This is a genomic window from Micromonospora sp. DT201 (genome assembly GCF_049841575.1).
Classification (GTDB): Bacteria; Actinomycetota; Actinomycetes; order Mycobacteriales; family Micromonosporaceae; genus Micromonospora.
Genome location: NZ_JBNCKP010000006.1, coordinates 115,703 through 136,232, shown reverse-complemented (window position 1 = coordinate 136,232; position 20,530 = coordinate 115,703). Strand labels below are relative to the sequence as shown.

The window sequence follows — 20,530 nt, the reverse complement described above, 5'->3', positions numbered from 1 at the left end:
TGGGGCTCCCGCGACGTCGGCCGTCCCCAAGGCCGAGCAGTGGTGTCAGAGGGTGAACACGACGGTGGAGATGCTGCGTGCGCCAACGTTGATGGTGGCCTGCCCTCCGTTCAGGCTGGTTGGCTGACTGGCCGCGTTGGCGTTCTGCGAGGTGAGGTAGTGCTCCGCCCTGCTGACGTTCTGCGGCGCCTGGATCACCGCATTGTTGACCGCGCTGTTCGACCGGTTGAGGATCACCAGAGTGATCTTTCCGTCACCCTGGTAGGCGGTCACCTCCAGCGGCGAGGCCTTGGAGCTCTTCGTCAGCGCGACCCGCTGGTAGCCGGGGCGAACGTACTTGGCGTACTGCGAGAAGGCGTACCCGCGCTTGAGCGGTGCGCCTGCGGTGGTGCCGTACGCCGCCTCACCGTCGCCGATGAAGGAGTAGTAGCGCTTGCCGTACCACCAGATGTAGGCGCTCCAGTTGGACTCCATCGACTTGTGCACCGTGCGCATGATGTCGTCGAGGGTCTCGTTCCAGACTGCCAGGTTGCTGGGGTTGCCCCAGATGTTGGAACCGCTGCCGTCGGCCTCGTGGTAGTTCCATTCGGTCATCCACACCGGCTTGTCGTACTGCTCGGCGAGGGAGTAGGGCCTGAGCCGGCCCGAGTCCTCGGTGCCGTACAGGTGGCCACCGATGTATCCGATGTTGCTCCGGGCGGTCGCGTCGTTGAAGGTCGGATCGGTGTAGCCGTAGTTCAGGTTGACCGCCTCGGCGACCATCAGCTTGGTGTTCTGCACCCTCGTGCCCTGGTCGCGGACGAAGTTCCGCAGCTCGGTGCCGCTCCAGTCCATCGAGTCGTAGTCCGGGTGCCAGTCCGGCTCGTTCTGCACCGAGGTGACGTCGATGTTCACCCCTTGGCCACGCATGTACTGGACGTAGCTGTTCAGGTGGTTCGCATAGTCGTCGTAGTAGTCGGTCTTGAGCTTGCCGCCGTTGACGCGGCTGTTGTTCGTCTTCCACGCGGCCGGTGCCGTCCACGGCGAGGCGAGGATCTTCACACCGGCCCCGGACGACTTCGCCGTCTTCAAGGCGTTCACCTGAGTCGACCACTCACTGGAGACCGGTGACAGGCCGGTTCGCACGATCGACAGGCCCAACTGGTTGGCGCCCAGCCCGACCAGAGTCTGCGTCTCGGCGGTCGACCAGGTGCCTCCCCAGATGGGTGTCGCGGCTCCGAACCCATCGACGGTCTGGTATCTGGTGGCGCTGTTCACGGTGATGTCCGCCGGCCCGGCGGGAGGTGCGCCGGTGGGTGGGGTGCTGGGAGAGGTGCTGGGAGAGGTGCTCGGCGACGTGGTGGGGGAGGTGGTCGGCACTGTGCCGCCGGTGCAGGCCACCCCGTTCAGCGCGAAACTGGTCGGGGCGGGGTTGCTGCCGGTCCACGAGCCGTTGAAACCAAACGAGGCCGTGCCGTTGGTGGCGATGGCCCCGTTGTAACTGACGTTCCTGGCGGTGACCGCAGCACCGCTCTGCATCAGCGTCGTGTTCCAGGCCTGCGTCACGGTCTGTTCGGCGCTGTAGGACCAGGTCAACGTCCAGCTGGTGACCGCGTCACCGAGATTGGTGACGATGACGTTGGCGCCGAAGCCACCCTGCCACTGCGACGACACACTGTAATTCACCGAACATCCAGCAGCTGCGGCTCCTGCCGGCACCGCCACGGCGACCGCGGTCGATGCCAACAGGACAGCGCCGGCCGACACCAAGGCGGCGTTGGTCACTCTTCGTCTTCTCATGCAACTTCTCCTGAAAATGGTGGTGGCAGTCAACGCATCACGTGGGCTCGACTGTTCGTGGGCGCACGGATGGCGCCGCAGAGTGAGAGCGCTCCCACAATGGTGCTCGGCCCCGCGCAGCGAGCGTGCGAAAACCATCTCCCGGATGCCAGGAAGGTAATTCGTCATATGACGTGTGTCAATGCCGTCGCCCTGATCGGCCCGGTCACCGGCCGCAGGCCCCGCACGCGCTGCGGGTGCACAGGTGGTAGTCGCTTGACGCCGCGACGAGGCCGAGCCCCAGGATGACGTACGCCGACAGCGCGAGCGAACCCCACCGATCTTCGGCACCGACGCAACCTGACGGTCGTCCGGACCCGTCGAGCTTGCGGAGGAGGGAGCCTCAATGATTGATGCTGAGCGGGAGTACGTGGAGTACGTCTCCGCGCGACTGCCGAGCCTGCATCGGACCGCGTTCCTGATGTGCGGCGACGCCCATCTGGCCGACGACGTGGTGCAGCAGACGATCACCGCGTTGTACGTGAACTGGCGCAAGGTCCGCCGGGCCGACAACGTCGACGCGTACGTGCACCGGATGCTGGTCCACAAGCTCGTCGACGAGAAGCGGTTGGGCTGGGCGAAGGTCCGACTGTTCGGGTCGACGCCGGAGCCGGAGCGCCCGGTCACGCCACACGACGAGTTGGCCGAGCGGGACAGCCTGGTTGCCGCGCTCGCCGACCTTCCGCGTGGCCAGCGCACCGTACTGGTCCTGCGGTTCCTGTGTGATCTGTCGCTGGCCGACACGGCCGCGGCGATGGGCTGCTCCGAAGGCAACGTGAAGTCGCAGACGGCTCGGGCGCTGGTAGCGATCCGCCAAGTGCTCGATGTTACCGAGATGGCCGGAAGGAATTCGAGATGACCATGTTGGATGACCAGCGAGTCACCGCACTGCTGCGTTCGGTGCCGGTACCCGATCCGCAGGTCGACGTGAGCCGGGCGATCCGCGACGGCCGGCGCCGCCGCCAGCGCCGCCGCGTCGGCGGTGCCGCAGCGGTGACGCTGTTGGCCGGGCTCGGCGTCGTGGGCGCCGTCCAGCTCCGCGGGGTCGCCAGCGAGCCCGCCCCGACCGCTCCGGCCCTCGCGGCGACGCCGAGCGTGAGCACGTCGACCGCCCCGGGCTCGTCGCTCACCTGCGAGGCGTCGTGGCTGCCGCAGCCGATCCCCGGTCCGGTCGCGGTGGCGATCGACGTCGACCCCACCGGGCGGCACATCGTCGGTGAGATCGGCACCGGCAACGAGGACGGGCGGGTCGTGCTCTGGACCGACGGCCAGGCAACTGTCCTGCCGGCCACCGTGCGGCACGGGAGCGTGGTCAACGCCGAGGGGTACGTGATCGGCACCAACGGCGACGGCACCGGCTGGGTCTATCGGAACGGGTCGCTGCGCACCCTGGCCATCCCGCCCGGCTACGACGCGGTCCTCCTACACGCGATCAACGGCCGAGGTGACATCGCCGGCACCGCCATGGGCGCCAACGAATCGCACCACGCCGTGCTGTGGTCGGTGGACCGCCCGCAGGAGTACCGGTTGATCGGCCGGCCGGGATCCACCGCGACCGGAATCACCGAGGACGGCACGGTCGTCGGCAAGATGGGCGGTCTGCCCTACCGGTGGACGCCGCAGGGGGCCGGGACCGCGCTCGCGTTGCCCGACGGCTCCCCGAGTGCCTCGGTCGAATCGGCGCACGGCACCTGGGCGATCGGCATGGTCGCCGGTGCCGAGCGGGACGGTGGTGGCGTGCTGATGCTGCCGGTTCGGTGGAATCTCACGACCGGGGCGGTGAGCCGGCTGCCGTTTCCCTCGGCGGCCGCGGTTGCCGGCAACGGCGACCTGCTGGTCGACGACGGTGCGCCGCTTGTCGTCGCCCCGGACGGCGCATCCCGCAGGTTGCCGGGCCGGCCCGACGTCCGAGCGACCGAGGCGGGCACGTACACGGCCGAGGGGATCAGTGACGACGGCCGGACCGTGGTCGGCTCCGCCTACGAGAACGAGGTGCACCGGCCGCTGGTCTGGCGCTGCTCCTGAGATTGGGTGACGACCCCGCACGTACGCCAAGCGGTGGATGCTGGGTTGGGGCCGAGGCTTGAGCCTCGGCCCCAACCCCGGGTATCAGGTGGTGGTGCCCGGTCGCGGTGACCAGGTGCCCACGGCGCTGGCAATCAGGAGCACCGCTGCCGGCAGGAACGCGCCGCCGATGCCCAGCCCGAGCAGTAGGCCCCACCCGATGATGACCACCGCGGCCACCACGTCGGCGACCCCGGCCAGCCGACCCCACCGTTGTGCGAGAACTGGCAACAGCGCGGCGACGACGGGCACGCCAAGGAGATAGCTGGCAGCAGCCCCCGAGTCATCCACGGTGTAGGGAGTCAACGCGGCGACCACAAGCACGGTGATCGTCAGGGCTGACCATCGGACGACCCGCCGAGGGTCGGCCGGCTTACGGACGAGGACCAGGACACCGACGAGCAGGACGGCTGCGATTGCGCCGACGGTCACCAGACCAATCATCACTCCTCCTCGACAGCACCCAGCATCTCATCGAAGACAGTGACTCGCCATCCCTGCTGGTTGCGGGAGGGCGCCGTCGGTTTAGCCCGCCCGGACCGACTGCCGTCGGACCGGGCGGGCTACCTACCGTGTGAGTCGGGGCGTCGCCGCGACGATGCGTCAGGCCGGGGCGGCCGGGCAGCTCGCGCCCGCCGGCGGTGTGACTCTGTCGATCAGATACCGCTCGACGCGACTCCGGGTGCACTCCGTCCGTGGGTAGCTGGCGTGGCCCGACCCCTCGTAGGTGAGGAGGCGGCCGTGCGTGCCGAGTTGGCGCGCCACGTTCTGCGCCCCGTCGTACGGGGTGGCCGGATCGTAACGACCGTTGAGCAGCAGCACCGGGGTGCTCGTCCGCACCCGCAGTTGATGCTGCGGGTTGACCGCCGTCCAGCCCAGGCAGATCGCGGCGAAGCGGACGACCAGCGGGGAGGCCCGCAGGTGCGGTGCCGCGGCGCGGGACAGCTCCAGATACCGGTTCCACTCGGCGAACCCGTCGACCGGCAACGACCAGTCCTGGCAGAACGCGGGTAGGGCGTACTCGGTCAGGTCCTCGTCGCTGTCGACCGGCACCATCGGGGACGCCAGCGGCGGATCAGCGGCCTCGCCCCGCTCCAACGCGAGAAGCGTGTTCGCGAGGTCGGCCCAGGTCGCGTCGAAGAAGTTGACGAATGTCGCGAACCCAAGCTCGAACCAGGTCAGCGTGGCGCCGGTGCCCGCGTCCACCAACGTGCCGGCATCGGCACGGCGCATCAGTCGGTCGTACAGCGCCGGCACGTCGCGTCCGTGCAGTGCACAGCTCGGGGTCCGGTCGCACCAGGCCACGAACTCGTGGAACAGGGCCTCATTGCTGGCCGCCCCGCTGCGGAAGTACCCCCTGACCCCCTGGCTGTGGTCCATCACGCTGTCCATGGCCAGTGCGCGGACGCGGTCGGGAAACAGTTCGGCGTAGGCCTGCCCGATCAGGGTGCCGTAGGACCACTCGTAGAAGCTGAGCTGCCTCTCACCGAGTGCCGCCCGAATGGCGTCCGTGTCACGCGCGACGCTCACACTGTCGAGGTGGTCGAACAGTGGGCCGCTGTGAGCGCGGCAGTCCTCCCGCAACTGGCGGTTGTAGGTGCGGAGTCCCTCGAACTCCGCCGCGTTGGCGGGTGCCAGCGAGGGGTGCCGGGCCAGCATCGCTGATGAGCAGCGCACCGGTGCGCTACGGACCGTACCCCGGGGATCGAAGCCGACGATGTCGAAGCGGCGCAGCACGTCCGGCCCGAGCTGGCTGGCGGCCGTCAGCGCCACGTCCACCCCGGACAGGCCGGGACCGCCGGGGTTGAAGACCAGGACACCGATGCGGGCGGCCGGGTCGGCGGCGGGACGTCGGGCCAGGGCCAGCTCGAAGGTCTCCCCTCCCGGCCGGGCCCAGTCGACCGGTAGGCGCAGGGTGCCGCATCGCGTACCCGGATCGTCGGTTTGGTCCGTGCATGCCCGCCAGTCGATGCGGCCGTTCCACCCGCCGGTGGTGCTCCCGACGACCGAACCGCTGGCCGGCCTGGTGCCGCCGGGGAACGCCGGCGGGGCGACCGCGAACGCCGGTGGGGCGTTGAGCGACAGGGCGACGAGGACCGCGACGACGGCCGGAAGATGGCGGAGGAGCGGGCGGCGTCGATGGTCCAGCCCGCTGCGATGCCAGAAGGTGGTTCTCTTCGTGGTCAACATCTGCTCAGCCTGCCGACGCTCGATCCACGCCGGATCCATGCCGGTCCGGGTACGGTCCGCGGGGGGGACGCTCAGCGGTGCGCGGCCAGCCGCTCGGACAGCTCGACGGCCTCCGGATGGCCAATGCGGTCGAGGATCGTCCACGCCTCTCGCCACAGGTCGGCGGAGGTGTCGTGGTCACCCTCCGCCTGATGGGCATCGCCGAGGCGGACGAGCGTCTCGGCCCTCCCGCACTGGTCCTCGGCGTCGGAATAGAGCAGCAGGGCACGCCGGTAGCAGGCGGCCGCCGTCGGGTGCACCCCGAGGCGGTGATAGGCGAATCCGAGACTGTCCCAGGTGTGGGCCGTGACGAGCCGGTCCTCGACCTCCTCCTGGAGTGCCAGCGCCTCTTCGCAGTAGACGATTGCGCGTGCAGGCTCGTCCAGCCGAGCGTAACTCCAGCCGAGCGAGTTGAGCGCCACGGCTTCGCCGCGCCGGTCGTCGCTGCTGCTGGAGAGCGCTAGCGCCGCCCTGGCGTGCGGCAGCGCTTCTGCCGGGTTGCCCTCGGTGTCGTACACCCAGGCGAGGTGCAGGTGTGTGCTCGCCTGCCCCGGCCGGTCACCAAGCTGGTCGTACCGTGCCATTGCGCTCCGAAGGTGACGGCGGGCGGCACCGTACCGACGGAGCTGGAGGTGTGCCAGCGCAAGGTCCCGGTGCGCCAGCGCCTCGGCACGCGGATCGCCACGGCCCTGCGCGACCGTGACCGCGGTGGCCTGTATCGCGGCCAGGTCGTGCCACCGTGACAGACGGCTGAGTAAGGGAGTGAGAGTCTGGGCGAGCTGCACCGCGTGAGCGTTGAAGCTGTGGGCGACCGCTTCGTCGACAGCGGCCAGCAGCACCCGCTGTTCGATGGTGAACCAGGCCAGCGCCGACCGGTGGTCGGCAAACGCTGGCAGTGACGCGTCGGGGGGCGGATCGGTCGGCTGGTGGCCTGCGTCGACCAGCCGCGCCGCTGCACGGGCGGCACGCAGGTAGTGGTCGAGCACCCGCTTCCGGACGGCGCTACGGTCGGCCGCGGTGTCGTGTACGTCCGTCAACTCCTCCCCGTAGGCCCGGAGCAGATCATGACAGCGGAAGCGGTTGGGGGAGTGCTCAGCCAGCAGGTTCGTCCGAGTCAACTCGTCGAGCGCCGGCCGGATCAGGTGCGGTGGCGCCCCGGCGAGGCTGGCTGCCGCCGCCGCGCTGATGTCCGCCACGGGGTGCAGGCTGAGCTGCCGGAACAGCCGGGCCGCGTCCGCGCTGAGCAGACGGTACGACCAGGAGAGCACGGTACGCAGGTCGGTGGCGGCGTCGTCAGTGGCCAGAGCGGCTAGCCCGCCCCGGCTCTCCGCCAGATCGTCCGCGATGGCTTGGAGGGGAAACGTGGGCCGGGCTGCGGCTCGCGCGGCCACGATGGACAGGGCGAGGGGCAACCGCGCGGTACGGCTGATCAGCTCGTCCACCGCGGCCGGCTGGGCGGCGGCCCGTTGCGCACCCAGTCGGCGTACGAGCAGTTGGCGTGCTTCGGCGGTGCTGGGCAGGTCCAGTGCGAGGGGATGGGCACCCTCGGCGGCGACCAGGCCGGGCAGCGTGTGACGACTCGTCACGATCACGCCGCACCGGGCCGACCCGGGCAGCAGCGGCCGCACCTGTTCGGCGTCGCGTGCGTTGTCAAGCAGCACGAGCAGCCGTCGATCCGCGGTCAGGCTGCGATACAGGGCGAACTGGGCTGCCGGTTCGGCGGGTATCTCCAGGGGCTTGACGCCCAGGGCGGGCAGCAGCGAGCGCACGACGACGGCCGACGGTGACGCCTCCTGTGTGGGTGTGCCGAAACCGCCCAGGTCGACATGGAGTTGTCCGTCGGGGAAGTGGTGCAGGTTGTCGTGTGCCCAGCGCAACGCCAGCCAGGTCTTTCCGACGCCACCGGTCCCGGTGACGACGACGGTGCCGGCCGGGCCGGTGTCGTCGAGCAGCAGCGTCGTGAGCCGGGCCAGCTCGCGGGTCCGGCCCGTGAACAACGTCGACGGGGCCGGCAGCTGACGGGGGACGAGCCGAGGCGGGGGCTTGTCCGGTGGCCGTGCCCCGAATGTCGACAGCTCCCGGTCGGCTCGCAGGATGCGCGTGTGCAGCTGTTGGAGATCGGGACCGGGCTCGACTCCCACCTCGTCGGAGAGCTGTCGGTGCAGCCGCCGGTACGTCGCCAGCGCGTCCGCTCGCCGCCCGGCGCGGGCCAGGGCCACCATCAGCTGCCCCCATGGGCGCTCGCGTAGCGGATCCCCGTCGATCTGGGCCCGGAGCGGCTCGATCAGCTCGTTGTGCCGACCGGCGCGCAGGTGGAGATCCGCGACCTCCTCCAGCAGACTCGACCGCTGCTCCTCAAGCCGCGCCCGGACGGAGAGCAACACCCCCCGGCCGGGGAGACCCGCGAACGGCTCACCACGCCACAGCGCCAGCGCCGCCTCGAACGCCCGCAGAGCATCCGAGCAGCGGTCCTGCCGCAACGCGTGATACCCACGCTGCGTCAGGTCGTCGAAGGCCGCGCTGTCCAACGTCTGCGCGTCGAGGACGAGGCGATAGCCGGTGGCCTCCGCGAGAATGGCGGGTTCGGGAAAGCCTGGGGACCGCAACGCCCGTCGAAGCGCCCAGACGTAGGTCTTCACGTTGCCGGCCGCGCTCTTCGGCGGACGCCCCTGCCACAGCTCGTCGACGAACTGGTCGATGGACCAGGCGGTGCCGGGCTGCGACATCAGGACGGCCAGCAGGCGCACCTGCATCGGCGGGCCGAGGGCCAGCCGTTCCCCGGCGGAAGACCACGCCTCGACCGGCCCGAGCACTCGGTACCGCATCGCCGGCGGCCCTGCCGCAGGGTCCATGGCCCGATCGTACGGATCTGCGCCCATCCTGTTTCATCGGCTGGACGGTTCGGGGCCTCGACCAATTCGGGATGTCGGTCCGTCGCTCTACGGTGTGGCCCGTGAACGCCGTTCAGACGTACCGATATCTGCAGCCGTCGGTCCTCCGGCTGCTCTGGCACCTGCGGACCTTCAACTTTCATGTTCTGGTCCGCGCCGAACCCGTCTCCGCACACGAGCATCATCTGGCAGCGGCGACGGCCCTGTTCGGAGCCGCCACCCCGCTCGTCGCCGCCTAAGAGCGCGTTTTAGATTCGGGTTGGTCGGGTGTGTCGCACAGCGGGTCCGATCGATGGGCGTGACTCGGTCGGTAGACAGGTATGGATCGAGTGCGGCGGTACCCCTCTGACCTGACCGACGCCGAGTGGGAGATCATCGAGCCGATGCTGCCGTCTCCGCAGTGGATGGGCAGACCAGAAAAGCACGCCCGTCGGGCCGTCATCGACGCCATCTTGTACGTGGTGCGCACCGGCTGCGCGTGGCGGTACCTGCCGGTCGACTTCCCGCCGTGGCAGACCGTGTACGCGCACTTCACGCGCCTGAACAGGCGGGGCGTGACCGAGCGGATCCTGACCGAGCTACGTGAGCAGATCCGGGTGGCTCACGGCCGTGCCCCGGAGCCGACGGCGGGGATCATCGACTCGCAGAGCGTCAAAGGCGCCGACACTGTGCCCCGCGCTACCCGCGGTTACGACGCCGGCAAGAAGATCAACGGTAGGAAGCGGTTCATCGTCACCGACACCCTCGGCTTGCTGGTCACCGTCTGGGTCCTCGCCGCGTCCTGGCAGGACCGCGACGGCGCCAAAGGCGCCTTGCTCGCCACCTACGCGGCGACCCCCATCCGGCATGTCTTCGCCGACTCCGGCTTCGCCGGTCGCCTCGTCGACTGGGCCCGCGACCTGCTACGCACCACCGTTGAGATCGTCCGCAAACCCGCCGACCAGAAAGGCTTCGTCGTACACCCCCGCCGCTGGGTCGTGGAGCGGACCCTGGCCTGGATCACCGCCCACCGCCGCCTGGCCCGCGACTACGAAACCCACCGCGCTACGTCAGAGGCCATGATCCGATGGGCAGCCCTCGGCGGCATGCTCCGCTGCCTCACCCGAGGCGAACCCGCCACCCGCCAACAACGCCTCACCTTCAACACACCCGACTGACAGCAATGTGAAACGCGCTCTAAGAAGGGGACTCATGAAGCTACTGGTACTCGGTGGCACCAGGTTCGTTGGTCGGGCGATCGTCGACGCCCTCCTCGACAACCACGACGTGACCGTGCTGAACCGTGGCACGCAGCCGCTCTGGGACGGCCGGATCACGCAGCTCGTCGCCGACCGCGACGACGCCCGTCAGATGTCGGACGCGTGGACGGCGGCGTACGACGCTGTCGTCGACGTCTCCGGTACGGAGCCCGGGCACGTGCGGCGCCTGCCGCGAGTCAAGGAGATTCCCCGGTACGTGTTCATCAGCTCGGCGGCGGTGTACAGCCGAGAGCCGGCGGCTCCGCCGTTTCGGGAGGACGACCGGGCGGAGGGCGACGCGATCTGGGGCGGGTACGGCGAGGCCAAGGCGATCTGCGAGCGGCTCCTGCGCGAGGCGCTACCCGCGCGGTCCCTCACCGTGCTGCGCCCGCCCTACGTCTACGGCCCGCACAACACCGAACAGCGCGAACAGTTCCTCTGGGCCAGGATGGCGGCCGACCAGCCGATCTTCGTGCCGGGCGACGGCCGTACCCGGATCCAGTTCTGCGCCTCGCGGACGCTGGCCGACACGGTCGTGGCGGCGGTCGAGGGTCGACTGCCGGCGGGCACGTACAACGTCGCCGAACAGCGCGGGTACACGTTCCAGGAATACCTCGCGGTGCTCGCGGACGTCTTCGGCCTACCCACCGCCTGGACCGTGCCGGTCACGGACCCGGCCGTACCGGCGCGGGAGTACTTCCCGTTCCGCCAGGCGGAGCTGACGCTCGACGTCAGCCGACTCGCCGCGCTAGGCCTCGTCCCGGACGTGGACCTGGCCACCGGCCTAGCCGCCACCCTGGCATGGTTCCGCCGCAATGGCGGCCTGCCCGACGTACCCACGACACGGGAACACGCGTGGCGCGCGACGACACCCCGGGACTAGCCCTGGTGGCGGCGCTCGGAACCCCGCTCGGACTACGGTCGGCGTCGCTGGCCTGGCCGGCAGACGAGGTGGTGGACCTGGACACCCGGGGCAGCAGCAGACACCCCTGCTCGACCGACTGCGGGCCGACCCGTTCGTGTACGTGCTGCTGCCCCGGCTGTTCGAGGTCGGCGGAATCGGCGCCGAGTTGTCCTTCGGCGGTGACGGGCAGGCGGTGCCCCGGCGCTGGTCGGCGGTGACGGGCAGGCGGTTGAGTCGTCACCCGGCTCCGCGCCGGGGTGGCGCGGATTCTTTGCCTTCTATACCGTGGCACGGTCGCGGGCGGCTACTTCCTCGACGGGGCTGTCCGCGCGACGACATCGCGTACGCGATCGGAAGAGGGGCTTGTCGTGACCATGGATTCGCAGGCGACCGACCGATCCGAGGCTGATGAGGTCGACGCGGAGCAGAAGATCGACACGTCGGTGCCGCATTCGGCGCGAATCTGGAACTACTGGCTCGGCGGCAAGGACAACTTCGCGGTCGACCGCGCGGCCGGCGATCAGTACCGGCAGGTCTTCCCCGGTGTCGTCGACGTTGCCCGTGCCTCCCGGCAGTTCCTGGTCCGCTCGATCGAGTTCCTCGCCGGTGCAGCAGGCGTCCGCCAGTTCCTCGACGTCGGCACTGGGCTGCCGACGGCCAACAACACCCATGAGGTGGCGCAGCGGATCGCCCCGGATGCGCGGATCGTCTACGTCGACAGTGACCCGCTGGTGCTGGCCCATGCCCGCGCGCTGCTGGTCGGCACGGCCGAAGGCAGGACCGCCTACATCGACGGTGACCTGCACGATCCTGCCGCGGTCATCGCCGAGGCCAGCAGGACACTCGACTTCCAGCAGCCGGTCGGCCTCATCCTCAGTGGCGTCATGGGCCACGTGCCCGACTACGAAACGGCCCGTGCGATCGCGCGGCAGTTGCTGGCGTCGCTGCCGAGCGGCAGTTACCTCTCACTCAACGACGGCACGAGCCTGATCAGCGCCGAGATGCAGCAGGCGCAGGACGACTACAACGACAGCGGGGCCACCCCGTACACGCTCCGCTCGCCCGATGAGATCGCCGGGTTCTTTGACGGCCTGGAGCTGGTCGAGCCCGGCGTCGTGCCGTGCCCGCAGTGGCGACCCGACGACGCGGTCGACACACCTGCGGACATCGACGCCTTCGGCGGGGTGGGCCGCAAGCGCTGAGACTCGCGCCGAACCGTCGCCGGGGCGCCGCAGAGCAACCACGCCCGGCTCACCGCTGCCGCCGCCGCGCGACGCGGCCTCTCCTGCGTCCTGGTGCCCGCCGGCCCGCCCCGGAGTTGTAGGGGCTCACTCGGGCCAGGCGGAATCCTCGATGATCCGAACGAAGTCGATGTGGCGGTAGCCGGGCACCCGGTGCTCCAGAACGTCGCCGTTGACTGTGCCGAAGGTGGTGTCCGGCCGGTGCCGGAAACCCTCCGCGAACGCGTCGACGATGGCTCGCTTGAAGTTTGGCCGCGGGTGCGCCGCGGTGACCGCCGCGATGTCGGCGGGCGACAACTCGCGGTAGCCGATCCCGAGCACGTCCGTCTCGACACCCGCGGTGACGAGGGCGACCTCGGGCTCCAGGCGGTACGGCACCTCGGGCGTGGTGTGCAGGGCGATCGCTTCCCACACGAGCCGCGCCCCGTGTTCGCCGATGCCGTTCGATCGGAGGAAGCGGCGTGCCTCGTCGGCGCCGTCGAGCTCGAAGCGCTGATCGTCGCGGCGGTAGCGTTCGGTCAGCCCGAGGTCGTGGAACATCGCCCCCACGTAGAGCAGCTCGGGATCGGCCTTCAGACCGAGCCGCCGACCCTGGAGCGAGCCGAAGACGAAGACCCGCCGGGAGTGATGGAACAGCAGGTCGTCGGTGGCCTGGCGAACCAGTTCGGTGGCGTCGGTGGCGAGTCGTGAGTCGGGAATCTCGATGCCGGCGATCGTCTGGCTCATGGGTGTCCTGTCGGTCCGGGAGCCCGGCCGGGCTCCGATGCGTCCAGCGTCACTCGTCCGGGCCGCCGAACGCCCTGTCCTTTCTGCCATGCTTCCCTCAGATCAGGACAGCACGGAGGGAGCGGACGCTGTGGGAAGCCGGGCGGCAGAGGCGCATCGGGTCACGGCCCTCGTCTTCGACGGGATGAAGCTGCTGGACCTCGCCGGGCCGTTCGAGGTCTTCGCGGAGGCCGCCAAGTTCGGCGCGCGGTACGAGTTGGAGGTGCGTTCCAGCGATGGTGCCGCCGTCCGTGCCTCCACGGGGATGCGCGTGCCCGTGGATGGCGCCGTCGACTCGGCGACCGACGTCGGGACCGCCCTCGTGGTCGGCGGCGACGTCCTGCCGGTGAGCCCGATCAGTCCCGAACTCAAGGCCGCCGCGGCAACGCTGTCGCGCCGTGCCGTTCGTACCGCCTCGGTCTGCACCGGTGCCTTCGTCCTGGCTGCCACCGGCCTGCTGGACGGTCGGCGCGCGACGACGCACTGGCAGCACGCCCGGTTGCTCGCCGCCGCGTTTCCGCAGGTCACCGTCGAGCCGGATGCGATCTTCGTGGAGGACGGGACGATCTTCACATCCGCCGGCGTGTCCGCGGGAATCGATCTCGCGCTGGCCCTCGTGGAGCGCGACCACGGTGCGGAGACTGCCCGGTCGGTCGCGCAATCGCTCGTGGTGTTCCTCCAGCGGCCCGGTGGCCAGTCGCAGTTCTCGCCGTCACTGGTCCTGCCTCGGCCCCGCACTCCCGTGCTGCGGCAGGTGACCGACGCGGTGGCAGCCGACCCGGCCGACGACCACTCGGTGAACGCCCTCGCCGCCCGGGCGCATGTCAGCCCGCGTCACCTCTCTCGGATGTTCCGGCAGGAACTGGGCAGCAGCCCCGGAAAGTACGTGGAGAGCGTGCGGGTGGACGCGGCCATCCGTCTGTTGCACGCGGGTCAGTCGGTCACCGCTTGTGCCCAACAGGTCGGCATTGGCAGCCCGGAGACGCTGCGCCGGGTGTTCCTTGCCCGGGTGGGGGTGTCGCCCCGCGCGTACCAGCAGCGGTTTCGTACGACGAGGCACGACTCGACGGTGCTCGACGATGCGGACGCCCCGGACCGCTGAGCCGTCCGCGGCTACACCGGGAGCTGAGACGGCGTGTCCTGCATGCGACGGCGCACACCGGGTACGCGTCCGCAGCCCTGCGGCCAGCGGAGCCCCGGGTCGACCGTCTCAAGCGCGAGGAGCACCGACATGCCTGTCGCGGGACGGGCCCGACTCTCACCGAGGGTCTCCCTGGTGCTGCTGGCGTCGATCCTCGTGTCGTTCCTGGCCGCGTCGGCGGCCCCGACCCCGCTCTACGGGATCTACCAGGAGCGCTGGCACTTCTCGCCGGTCACGACCACCGTGGTGTTCGCCGTCTACGCACTCGCGGTGCTGGGCTCGCTGCTCACGTTCGGCAAGTTGTCCGACCATGTTGGTCGGCGACCGGTCCTGGCCGTCGCGATTGCGGTGCAGATGCTCTCGCTTGTCGTTTTCGTCTTCGCCAACGGCGTACCCGCGCTGTTGGCCGCCCGCCTGCTTCAGGGGCTCGCTGCCGGTGCCGCCACCGGCGCGATCGGCGCCGGCATGCTCGACATCGACCGTGCCCGTGGCACGCTCGCGAACTCGATCGCACCCGGTATCGGAACCGGGAGCGGTGCCCTGCTCTCGGCGCTGCTCATCGACTTCCTGCCGGCGCCGACCCGTCTGGTGTACGTCGTCCTCCTCGTGATCCTCCTGGTCCAGGCCGTCGGGATCGCGCTGATGCCGGAGACGGTCACGCCGATGGCGGGAGCACGACGCAGCCTGCGGCCGGACATCACCCTGCCGCGCGCCGTGCGCGAGCCGGTCCTGGTCGTCGTTCCGGTGCTGTTCGCGGTCTGGGCGCTGGCCGGCTTCTTCGGCGCGCTCGGCCCGGCGCTCGTGCGCTCCCTCATGAACACGTCGATCGTGGTCGGTGGCCTGGTCCTCTTCGTCTTCGCCCTCTTCGGGTCGATCGTCGTTCTGTTGCTGCGCAACACCGCTGCGCGGACCGTGATCCTGACCGGGATCGTCGCGCTCATCCTGGGCATGGCCGTCACGTTGGTGTCGGTCATGGCCGAGACCATCCCGGGCGTGTTCCTCGGCGTCGCGCTCGGGGGCGTCGGCTTCGGGGCCGGCTTCCAGGGCAGCCTCAAGACGATCATGCCCCTGGTCGAGGCGCACGAACGCTCCAGCGTGCTCTCCCTGCTCTATGTCGTCTGCTATGTCGGCTTCGGCCTCCCCACGGTGATCGCCGGCTTCCTCGTGGTCTACGCAGGCGGCCTGCCCCGGACCGCCGACGAGTACTCCGTCGCCGTCATCCTCCTGGCCGTCGTGGCCCTGTTCGGGGTGCGCAGGGCCACCAGGGCGTCGCCCGGCTGATGCCCGGAAGGCGGCACTCGGCAGAAACGCAAGCAGTAGCGTGGTGATCGAGAGAGAGGCTGCGATGAGCCCGAGGAGTGCCCAGGGCGACGCGAGTGGCGTGTCGAGCATCGAGAGCATCGACGTGAAGCTCGAGGTGATCGTCATTCCGGTGTCGGATGTCGACCGCGCGAAGGCGTTCTACGTACGCCTCGGCTGGCGGCTCGACCAGACACCGCCCGGCATCGTCCAGCTCACGCCGCATGGCTCCGGGTGCTCCGTGCAGTTCGGTCCAGGGCTCACCTCGGCGGCGCCCGGATCGGCCATGGCGTACCTGATCGTGTCCGATCTCGAGGCGACCCACGACGCCCTGGTGTCGGCCGGCGTCGAGGTCGGCGACATCTTCCACGTCGGCCCGGACGGCCCGGTCGACGGGCTGGACCCCGAGCGGCGCAGCTACGTCTCGCGGGCCACGCTGCGCGACCCGGACGGCAACACCTGGCTGATGCAGGAGATCACCAGCAGGCTCCCCGGGCGCATCGAGGGCGGGCTGACGTCCTTCGGCTCCGTGAGTGACCTGACGAGCGCACTCAAGCGCGCGGCCGCCGCCCACGGCGAGCACGAGAAGCGCACCGGCGAGCGGGACGACGACTGGCCCGAGTGGTACGCCGCGTACATGGTGAGCGAGCAGGCGGGCGCCAAGCCTCCCGAGTGAGCCCGACGGTTGAACGCGTTGCTTGGCAGGGGACCGACCCCACTGGCATGCGGATTGATCCACCCGGTGTTCAGCGCAGCCCGCGGATGAGGTTGTCGACCAGCGTGCGGGCGAAGTCCTCGGTCAGCGGCAGGTCGGCGATGAGAAGCCGGTGGTAGCAGGCGCCCCAGAGCTGGTCGACGACGGATTCGGGGTCGATGTCGGCGCGTAGCTGCCCACGGGCCATGGCTCTGGTGATGGTTTCGACGGCGAGGGCGCGGCGGGGGCCGGAGTAGCGCTCCCGGTAGGCGGCGGCGAGCTCCGGGTCGGTCTGTGCCTGCCCGATGAGTTGGCTGATGACTCGTCCGGCCGAGGTGTCCCGCACGAGGTGGACGAAGGCGACCAGTTGGCTGGTGAGGTCGGCGATGATGTCGCCGGTGTCGGCGAAGGCAAGTGTGGGTGCGACGACGGTGAAGTAACCGTCCAGGGCGAGGGCTCCCTTGGAGGGCCACCACTTGTAGATCGTCATTCGGCTGGCCCCGGCCTGGGCCGCGACCTTCTCGATGGTGAAGCCGGCCATGCCGTCTGCCAGCAGGAGGTTGCCGGCGGCCGTGAGGATCTCGGCCCGTACCTGGTCGGCAGGCCGGCGGCCCCGACCCCGGCGGGGTGAGGTGGTGGCATCGGGCGTGAGGTGGGCCACTGGTCCTCCGGTTATATGGACAGGCTGTCTTCATCCTGGTTATATGGACACAGCGTACACATGACTGTCCCATCACTGCGATCCACTGGGGCGGCGACGACCGAAGGAGACGAGACATGACGGGTCTACGACGGCGACGGTTGGGTGCCTCCGGGCCAGAGGTGTCGATCATCGGTCTCGGCGCGATGGGCATGTCGGACCTGTACGGGCCGGCGGACGAGGCCGAGAGCGTCGCGACGCTGCACGCGGCCATCGACGCCGGGGTGAATTTGATCGACACCGGGGACTTCTACGGCTCGGGTCACAACGAGATGCTGATCGGTCGGGTGCTGCGGGAGCGTCGTCGGGAGGAGGTGGTGGTCAGCGTGAAGTTCGGTGCGCGCCGGACGCCGGACGGCGGGTTCCAGGCGGCACCGTACGACGTGTCGGCGGCGGCAGTGAAGGACCGGCTGGCGTACTCGCTGCGCCGGCTTGGCACCGACTACATCGACATCTACCGGCCCTCCCGGCTCAACCCGCAGGTGCCGGTGGAGGAGACCGTAGGCGCACTGCGCGAGATGCAGCAGGCCGGCTACATCCGGCACATCGGGCTCTCCGAGGTGAGCGCGGACACCATCCGTCGGGCGGCGGCGGTGGCACCGATCAGCGACGTCCAGATCGAGTACTCGCTCCTGTCTCGTGGCCCCGAGGCCACGATTCTGCCGGCGTTGCGGGAGCTGGGCATCGGTTTGACCGCCTACGGGGTGCTGTCGCGGGGTCTGCTCAGCGGGCACTGGTCGGCGGATCGCGCGCTGACCGGCGGGGACTTCCGGGCGAACAGCCCGCGCTTCCAGGGGGAGCACCTGACCGCGAACCTGCGCCTCGTGGACGCGCTCGGCCGGGTCGCGCAGCGGTTGGGGGCGACCACGAGCCAGGTGGCGATCGCCTGGGTGGCGGCGCAGGGCGAGCAGATCGTGCCGCTGGTCGGCGCGCGGCGGCGGGATCGGCTGACCGAGTCGCTGGCCGCGGTCGACCTGGTGCTGGACCGGGATGCGCTGGACGAGATCGAGCGGGCCGTGCCAGCCGGTGCCGCCTCCGGCCAGCGGTACGCGACCGCGATGATGGCCACCCTCGACAGCGAGAAGTGACCCGACTGGCCTCGATCATCAGCCGATTGTGGTCTTGTACCGGCTTCGTGGCGCCCGCAGCGAGGCCGGTCACCGCGCGCCCGGTCAACGGCGGGCCAATCGCCGCCGTAGCAACAGCCCGGCGGCCAGCACGGTGAGGACAGCCACCACGGCACCGGCCACGAGGACGCCGGGGCCCGGGCCCCGGCGCGCTTCCCTGGCAGCGGCCGGAGATCTGCCGGCGTCGCTGGTCGGCGCGGCGCTCGCCGTGGGGTCGGCCACCGAGAACGGGTACGACCCCTGAAGCGGATGCCCGTCGAGGGACACCACCCGGTACCCGACGGTGTACGTCCCGTTCGGCAGTGTGCCGGTCACCGTGATCGTGCTCTTCGCACCGACGACCACCGGGTCGCCCGTGGGAATCCTGCGCTTGGCGGTGTCGGTGAGCACGACCGTGGCGAACGCGGGGTCGAGCTGCTGCCTGAAAACGAGTGAGACCTCGGTCGGCGCGCTGGCCAGGGTCGCGTCCCGGGCCGGCGACGAGGACCGGAGTGTGTTGTGCGCCCACGCCGGGCCAGCGGGGACGAGCAGTGCCAGCAGGGCGGTGAACGCCGCGACGCCGAGCCGTACGGTGTGGGTCATCCGATCACCTGCTCGCCGATCCAACCGTCTGGCTGACAGCCGGGAGGGATGGCGAAGGCGGCGGACCCGATCGGGGTGGTCCATTCGTTGAGCAGATCCCGGTCGGCCAGCCGGCGTTGGATCGGCAGGAACTGCCGGGCGATGTCCGCCTGGTAGGAGGTGAAGATCAGGCCGCTGTCGGCGTGGCCCTCCGCTGTCGGCACGCCGTCGTAGTTGTAGGGCCGGCGCAGGATCTTCTGCCGGTCGTCGGTGACGTGGGCGCGGGTCAGGTGGGAAAAGTCGGGGATGACGGTGAGGCCGTCGGTGTCGGTGGCGGCGAAGTCGGGTTCGTCGTGTTCGGCGGTGCCGGTGAGCGGGGCGCCGGTGTCGAGGCGACGGCCGACGGCGACTTCGCGATCGGTGCGACCGAGCAGATCCCAGGTCTCCAGGTTCATGCTGATCCGTCGTACCACCAGGGTCGTGCTGTCGCGCAGCCAGGCTGGCCCGTCGGACACCCAGACGGCGGTGTCCAACGGTGTCCCGGCTCGCGGGTTGGCGGTGCCGTCGAGTTGGCCGAACAGGTTGCGTTGGGTGTGCCCGCCCGGCTCGACGCCGGGGCTGCGGCGAAAGCCTTGCTGCACCCACCGGACGGTGGCGAAGGGCCGGCTGTCCTTGAGTAGAACTCGTTGGGCGTGCGCCACGGTGATCGCGTCGTCCGCGCAGATCTGCAGCAGGAGGTCACCACCCGACCAGGCCGGTTGGAGCCGGTCGATGCGGAACGGAGGCAGGTCGGTGACCGATGTCGGCCGCCGGTCGTCGACGCCTGCTGCATGGTAGAGGCCAGGGCCGAAGCCGAAGGTCACGGTCAGCCGTGCGGGCAGCAGCCCGAGCTCGGCTTCGGTGTCGGCCAGCGCTGGCCGGCCCTGGGTGAGCCGGGCCGCGTCATCGGTCAGCAGCCGCAGCATCCGACCCACCTCGGCCCGGCCGGTGTCGGCCCGCAGGGTGAGCGCCACGAACGACGCGTGCGCCTGCGGTTCGGTGGCGACGCCGCTCTGTCGGGGCCCGTGAAACGGCTCGACCATGGTGCCGACAGCGCTGACCAGCGCAGCCTCGGTCGGCCCGCTGTCCCCGGACCGTTCGGTCCCGATCGTGGCGACGCCGGCCACACCGGCGAGGGCACCTCCAGCGGCGAGCGCCCCGCCGGTGAACAGGCCACGCCTGCTCACCGGACGGAACGTGGGTTGCGAGGTCATGAGGCGGGGCTCATGCTCATCCCCGGCATCGGGCTCGCCCCGTGGCCGGGCGCGTAGCTTTCCTGGGCACCGGTGAACGGCTTGGCCACCGCGGAGAACGTCTGGGTCCTGCCGTCGGTGAACGTGAGCGTGAAGGTCAGCTCGTCGCCGGCCCGCACCGGCTGCTTCACCTCCATCAGCATCAGGTGGTCGCCGCCGGGCTCAAGGACATGGGTGCTCTTCGCCTTGATCACGATGCCGCCCGGCTTGGCCTGCATGACCATTTTTCCGTCCTTCATGGCCATCTCGTGCAGCTCCATCGGCGAGACCTCGGTGGATGCGCCGGTGATGGTGACATCGGTGTCCGCGTCGTTGACCAGGGTGCCGAACGCTGCCGTCATGCCCTTGTCGGCGGCCTTCACCCACGGGTCACGGATGCCGACCACCCCTGTGGTCGCGCCTGCCGACGCCACCGCCGACGGGCTCGGGGCAGCCGACGGCGAGTCTTCGGACGACCCACAGGCCGCGACGCCGGCGGCCAGGAGTACCGCGGTGGCGATCACGGCGGCCGAACGGAGGTGCCGGCCGGCGAGGGTGGTGCTGGGCATGAACGATCCCTTCGATGA

Annotated in this window: 19 protein-coding genes; 10 read left to right on the top strand and 9 right to left on the bottom strand. The window is 70.1% G+C overall.

The annotated features are described in order from the left end of the window. Nucleotides 1-45: 45 nt before the first annotated feature. Complete coding sequence (locus ACLQ28_RS13990; RefSeq protein ID WP_425686676.1) at nt 46-1,779, bottom strand: cellulose binding domain-containing protein; 1,734 nt, start codon at nt 1,777-1,779, stop codon at nt 46-48. A 385-nt stretch (nt 1,780-2,164) separates the two neighbouring features. Here ACLQ28_RS13990 and ACLQ28_RS13985 point away from each other — a divergent pair, with 385 nt between their 5' ends. After that, nucleotides 2,165-2,677, top strand: a complete 513-nt coding sequence (locus ACLQ28_RS13985; protein ID WP_425686675.1) for a SigE family RNA polymerase sigma factor — start codon at nt 2,165-2,167, stop codon at nt 2,675-2,677. After that, on the top strand, nt 2,674-3,843 hold the full coding sequence (locus tag ACLQ28_RS13980) for a hypothetical protein (protein WP_425686674.1): 1,170 nt from the start codon (nt 2,674-2,676) through the stop codon (nt 3,841-3,843). Before ACLQ28_RS13985 ends, ACLQ28_RS13980 begins: the two co-directional genes overlap by 4 nt. 84 nt (nt 3,844-3,927) lie before the next feature. Here ACLQ28_RS13980 and ACLQ28_RS13975 read toward each other — a convergent pair whose 3' ends face one another. From ACLQ28_RS13975 to ACLQ28_RS13965, 3 genes are all read right to left on the bottom strand, one after another. After that, entirely contained in the window at nt 3,928-4,326 is a 399-nt protein-coding gene (locus tag ACLQ28_RS13975) for a hypothetical protein (protein ID WP_425686673.1), read from the bottom strand. Between the two features lie 159 nt (nt 4,327-4,485). After that, entirely contained in the window at nt 4,486-6,111 is a 1,626-nt protein-coding gene (locus ACLQ28_RS13970) for an alpha/beta hydrolase (RefSeq protein WP_425686672.1), read from the bottom strand. A 32-nt stretch (nt 6,112-6,143) separates the two neighbouring features. Next, a complete protein-coding gene (locus ACLQ28_RS13965; RefSeq protein ID WP_425686671.1) occupies nt 6,144-8,963 on the bottom strand; it encodes a BTAD domain-containing putative transcriptional regulator in 2,820 nt (939 codons plus the stop codon). A gap of 101 nt (nt 8,964-9,064) precedes the next feature. On the opposite strand from ACLQ28_RS13965, the gene ACLQ28_RS13960 reads away from it, so the two are divergent. From ACLQ28_RS13960 to ACLQ28_RS13945, 4 genes are all read left to right on the top strand, one after another. After that, nucleotides 9,065-9,241: a hypothetical protein gene (locus tag ACLQ28_RS13960; protein WP_425686670.1), complete on the top strand. Its 177-nt coding sequence runs from the start codon at nt 9,065-9,067 to the stop codon at nt 9,239-9,241. An 81-nt stretch (nt 9,242-9,322) separates the two neighbouring features. Further along, entirely contained in the window at nt 9,323-10,159 is an 837-nt protein-coding gene (locus tag ACLQ28_RS13955) for an IS5 family transposase (protein WP_425686669.1), read from the top strand. Nucleotides 10,160-10,193: 34 nt separating this feature from the next. Next, nucleotides 10,194-11,123 (top strand): NAD-dependent epimerase/dehydratase family protein, encoded by a 930-nt coding sequence (locus ACLQ28_RS13950; protein WP_425686668.1) that lies wholly within the window; start codon nt 10,194-10,196, stop codon nt 11,121-11,123. Between the two features lie 395 nt (nt 11,124-11,518). Then, nucleotides 11,519-12,346: an SAM-dependent methyltransferase gene (locus tag ACLQ28_RS13945; protein ID WP_425686833.1), complete on the top strand. Its 828-nt coding sequence runs from the start codon at nt 11,519-11,521 to the stop codon at nt 12,344-12,346. Nucleotides 12,347-12,472: 126 nt separating this feature from the next. On the opposite strand, the gene ACLQ28_RS13940 is transcribed toward ACLQ28_RS13945, so the two are convergent. Further along, nucleotides 12,473-13,111, bottom strand: coding sequence for an HD domain-containing protein (locus tag ACLQ28_RS13940; RefSeq protein WP_425686667.1), 639 nt, complete (start codon nt 13,109-13,111; stop codon nt 12,473-12,475). Between the two features lie 130 nt (nt 13,112-13,241). Here ACLQ28_RS13940 and ACLQ28_RS13935 point away from each other — a divergent pair, with 130 nt between their 5' ends. From ACLQ28_RS13935 to ACLQ28_RS13925, 3 genes are all read left to right on the top strand, one after another. Continuing rightward, nucleotides 13,242-14,252 carry a GlxA family transcriptional regulator gene (locus tag ACLQ28_RS13935; protein WP_425686666.1) on the top strand — a complete coding sequence of 337 codons (1,011 nt, stop codon included), beginning with the start codon at nt 13,242-13,244 and terminating at the stop codon, nt 14,250-14,252. Nucleotides 14,253-14,381: 129 nt separating this feature from the next. Next, nucleotides 14,382-15,572, top strand: a complete 1,191-nt coding sequence (locus tag ACLQ28_RS13930; RefSeq protein WP_425686665.1) for an MFS transporter — start codon at nt 14,382-14,384, stop codon at nt 15,570-15,572. A gap of 64 nt (nt 15,573-15,636) precedes the next feature. Next, on the top strand, nt 15,637-16,266 hold the full coding sequence (locus tag ACLQ28_RS13925; RefSeq protein WP_425686664.1) for a VOC family protein: 630 nt from the start codon (nt 15,637-15,639) through the stop codon (nt 16,264-16,266). Between the two features lie 70 nt (nt 16,267-16,336). On the opposite strand, the gene ACLQ28_RS13920 is transcribed toward ACLQ28_RS13925, so the two are convergent. After that, entirely contained in the window at nt 16,337-16,945 is a 609-nt protein-coding gene (locus tag ACLQ28_RS13920; RefSeq protein WP_425686663.1) for a TetR/AcrR family transcriptional regulator, read from the bottom strand. A gap of 116 nt (nt 16,946-17,061) precedes the next feature. Here ACLQ28_RS13920 and ACLQ28_RS13915 point away from each other — a divergent pair, with 116 nt between their 5' ends. After that, on the top strand, nt 17,062-18,072 hold the full coding sequence (locus tag ACLQ28_RS13915) for an aldo/keto reductase (RefSeq protein WP_425686662.1): 1,011 nt from the start codon (nt 17,062-17,064) through the stop codon (nt 18,070-18,072). A gap of 84 nt (nt 18,073-18,156) precedes the next feature. Here ACLQ28_RS13915 and ACLQ28_RS13910 read toward each other — a convergent pair whose 3' ends face one another. From ACLQ28_RS13910 to ACLQ28_RS13900, 3 genes are read right to left on the bottom strand one after another with little or no spacing between them, the layout of a single operon-like run. Further along, on the bottom strand, nt 18,157-18,693 hold the full coding sequence (locus tag ACLQ28_RS13910) for a copper resistance CopC family protein (RefSeq protein ID WP_425686661.1): 537 nt from the start codon (nt 18,691-18,693) through the stop codon (nt 18,157-18,159). Continuing rightward, entirely contained in the window at nt 18,690-19,925 is a 1,236-nt protein-coding gene (locus ACLQ28_RS13905; protein WP_425686660.1) for a Dyp-type peroxidase, read from the bottom strand. The genes ACLQ28_RS13910 and ACLQ28_RS13905 overlap by 4 nt, the downstream gene beginning before the upstream one ends. After that, the gene (locus ACLQ28_RS13900) at nt 19,922-20,512 is read right to left on the bottom strand and encodes a copper chaperone PCu(A)C (RefSeq protein WP_425686659.1); all 591 of its coding nucleotides are present in this window, start codon (nt 20,510-20,512) and stop codon (nt 19,922-19,924) included. Before ACLQ28_RS13900 ends, ACLQ28_RS13905 begins: the two co-directional genes overlap by 4 nt. Nucleotides 20,513-20,530: the final 18 nt, after the last annotated feature.

Excerpts from the sequence above, each read along its gene's own strand:
- ACLQ28_RS13985 (WP_425686675.1), top strand. The coding sequence starts at position 2,165 with ATGATTGATGCTGAGCGGGAGTACGTGGAGTACGTCTCCGCGCGACTG.
- ACLQ28_RS13910 (WP_425686661.1), bottom strand. The coding sequence starts at position 18,693 with ATGACCCACACCGTACGGCTCGGCGTCGCGGCGTTCACCGCCCTGCTG.
- ACLQ28_RS13940 (WP_425686667.1), bottom strand. The coding sequence starts at position 13,111 with ATGAGCCAGACGATCGCCGGCATCGAGATTCCCGACTCACGACTCGCC.
- ACLQ28_RS13980 (WP_425686674.1), top strand. The coding sequence starts at position 2,674 with ATGACCATGTTGGATGACCAGCGAGTCACCGCACTGCTGCGTTCGGTG.
- ACLQ28_RS13915 (WP_425686662.1), top strand. The coding sequence starts at position 17,062 with ATGACGGGTCTACGACGGCGACGGTTGGGTGCCTCCGGGCCAGAGGTG.
- ACLQ28_RS13975 (WP_425686673.1), bottom strand. The coding sequence starts at position 4,326 with ATGATTGGTCTGGTGACCGTCGGCGCAATCGCAGCCGTCCTGCTCGTC.
- ACLQ28_RS13970 (WP_425686672.1), bottom strand. The coding sequence starts at position 6,111 with ATGGATCCGGCGTGGATCGAGCGTCGGCAGGCTGAGCAGATGTTGACC.
- ACLQ28_RS13945 (WP_425686833.1), top strand. The coding sequence starts at position 11,519 with ATGGATTCGCAGGCGACCGACCGATCCGAGGCTGATGAGGTCGACGCG.
- ACLQ28_RS13900 (WP_425686659.1), bottom strand. The coding sequence starts at position 20,512 with ATGCCCAGCACCACCCTCGCCGGCCGGCACCTCCGTTCGGCCGCCGTG.
- ACLQ28_RS13965 (WP_425686671.1), bottom strand. The coding sequence starts at position 8,963 with ATGGACCCTGCGGCAGGGCCGCCGGCGATGCGGTACCGAGTGCTCGGG.
- ACLQ28_RS13990 (WP_425686676.1), bottom strand. The coding sequence starts at position 1,779 with ATGAGAAGACGAAGAGTGACCAACGCCGCCTTGGTGTCGGCCGGCGCT.
- ACLQ28_RS13925 (WP_425686664.1), top strand. The coding sequence starts at position 15,637 with ATGAGCCCGAGGAGTGCCCAGGGCGACGCGAGTGGCGTGTCGAGCATC.
- ACLQ28_RS13905 (WP_425686660.1), bottom strand. The coding sequence starts at position 19,925 with ATGACCTCGCAACCCACGTTCCGTCCGGTGAGCAGGCGTGGCCTGTTC.
- ACLQ28_RS13950 (WP_425686668.1), top strand. The coding sequence starts at position 10,194 with ATGAAGCTACTGGTACTCGGTGGCACCAGGTTCGTTGGTCGGGCGATC.
- ACLQ28_RS13930 (WP_425686665.1), top strand. The coding sequence starts at position 14,382 with ATGCCTGTCGCGGGACGGGCCCGACTCTCACCGAGGGTCTCCCTGGTG.
- ACLQ28_RS13955 (WP_425686669.1), top strand. The coding sequence starts at position 9,323 with ATGGATCGAGTGCGGCGGTACCCCTCTGACCTGACCGACGCCGAGTGG.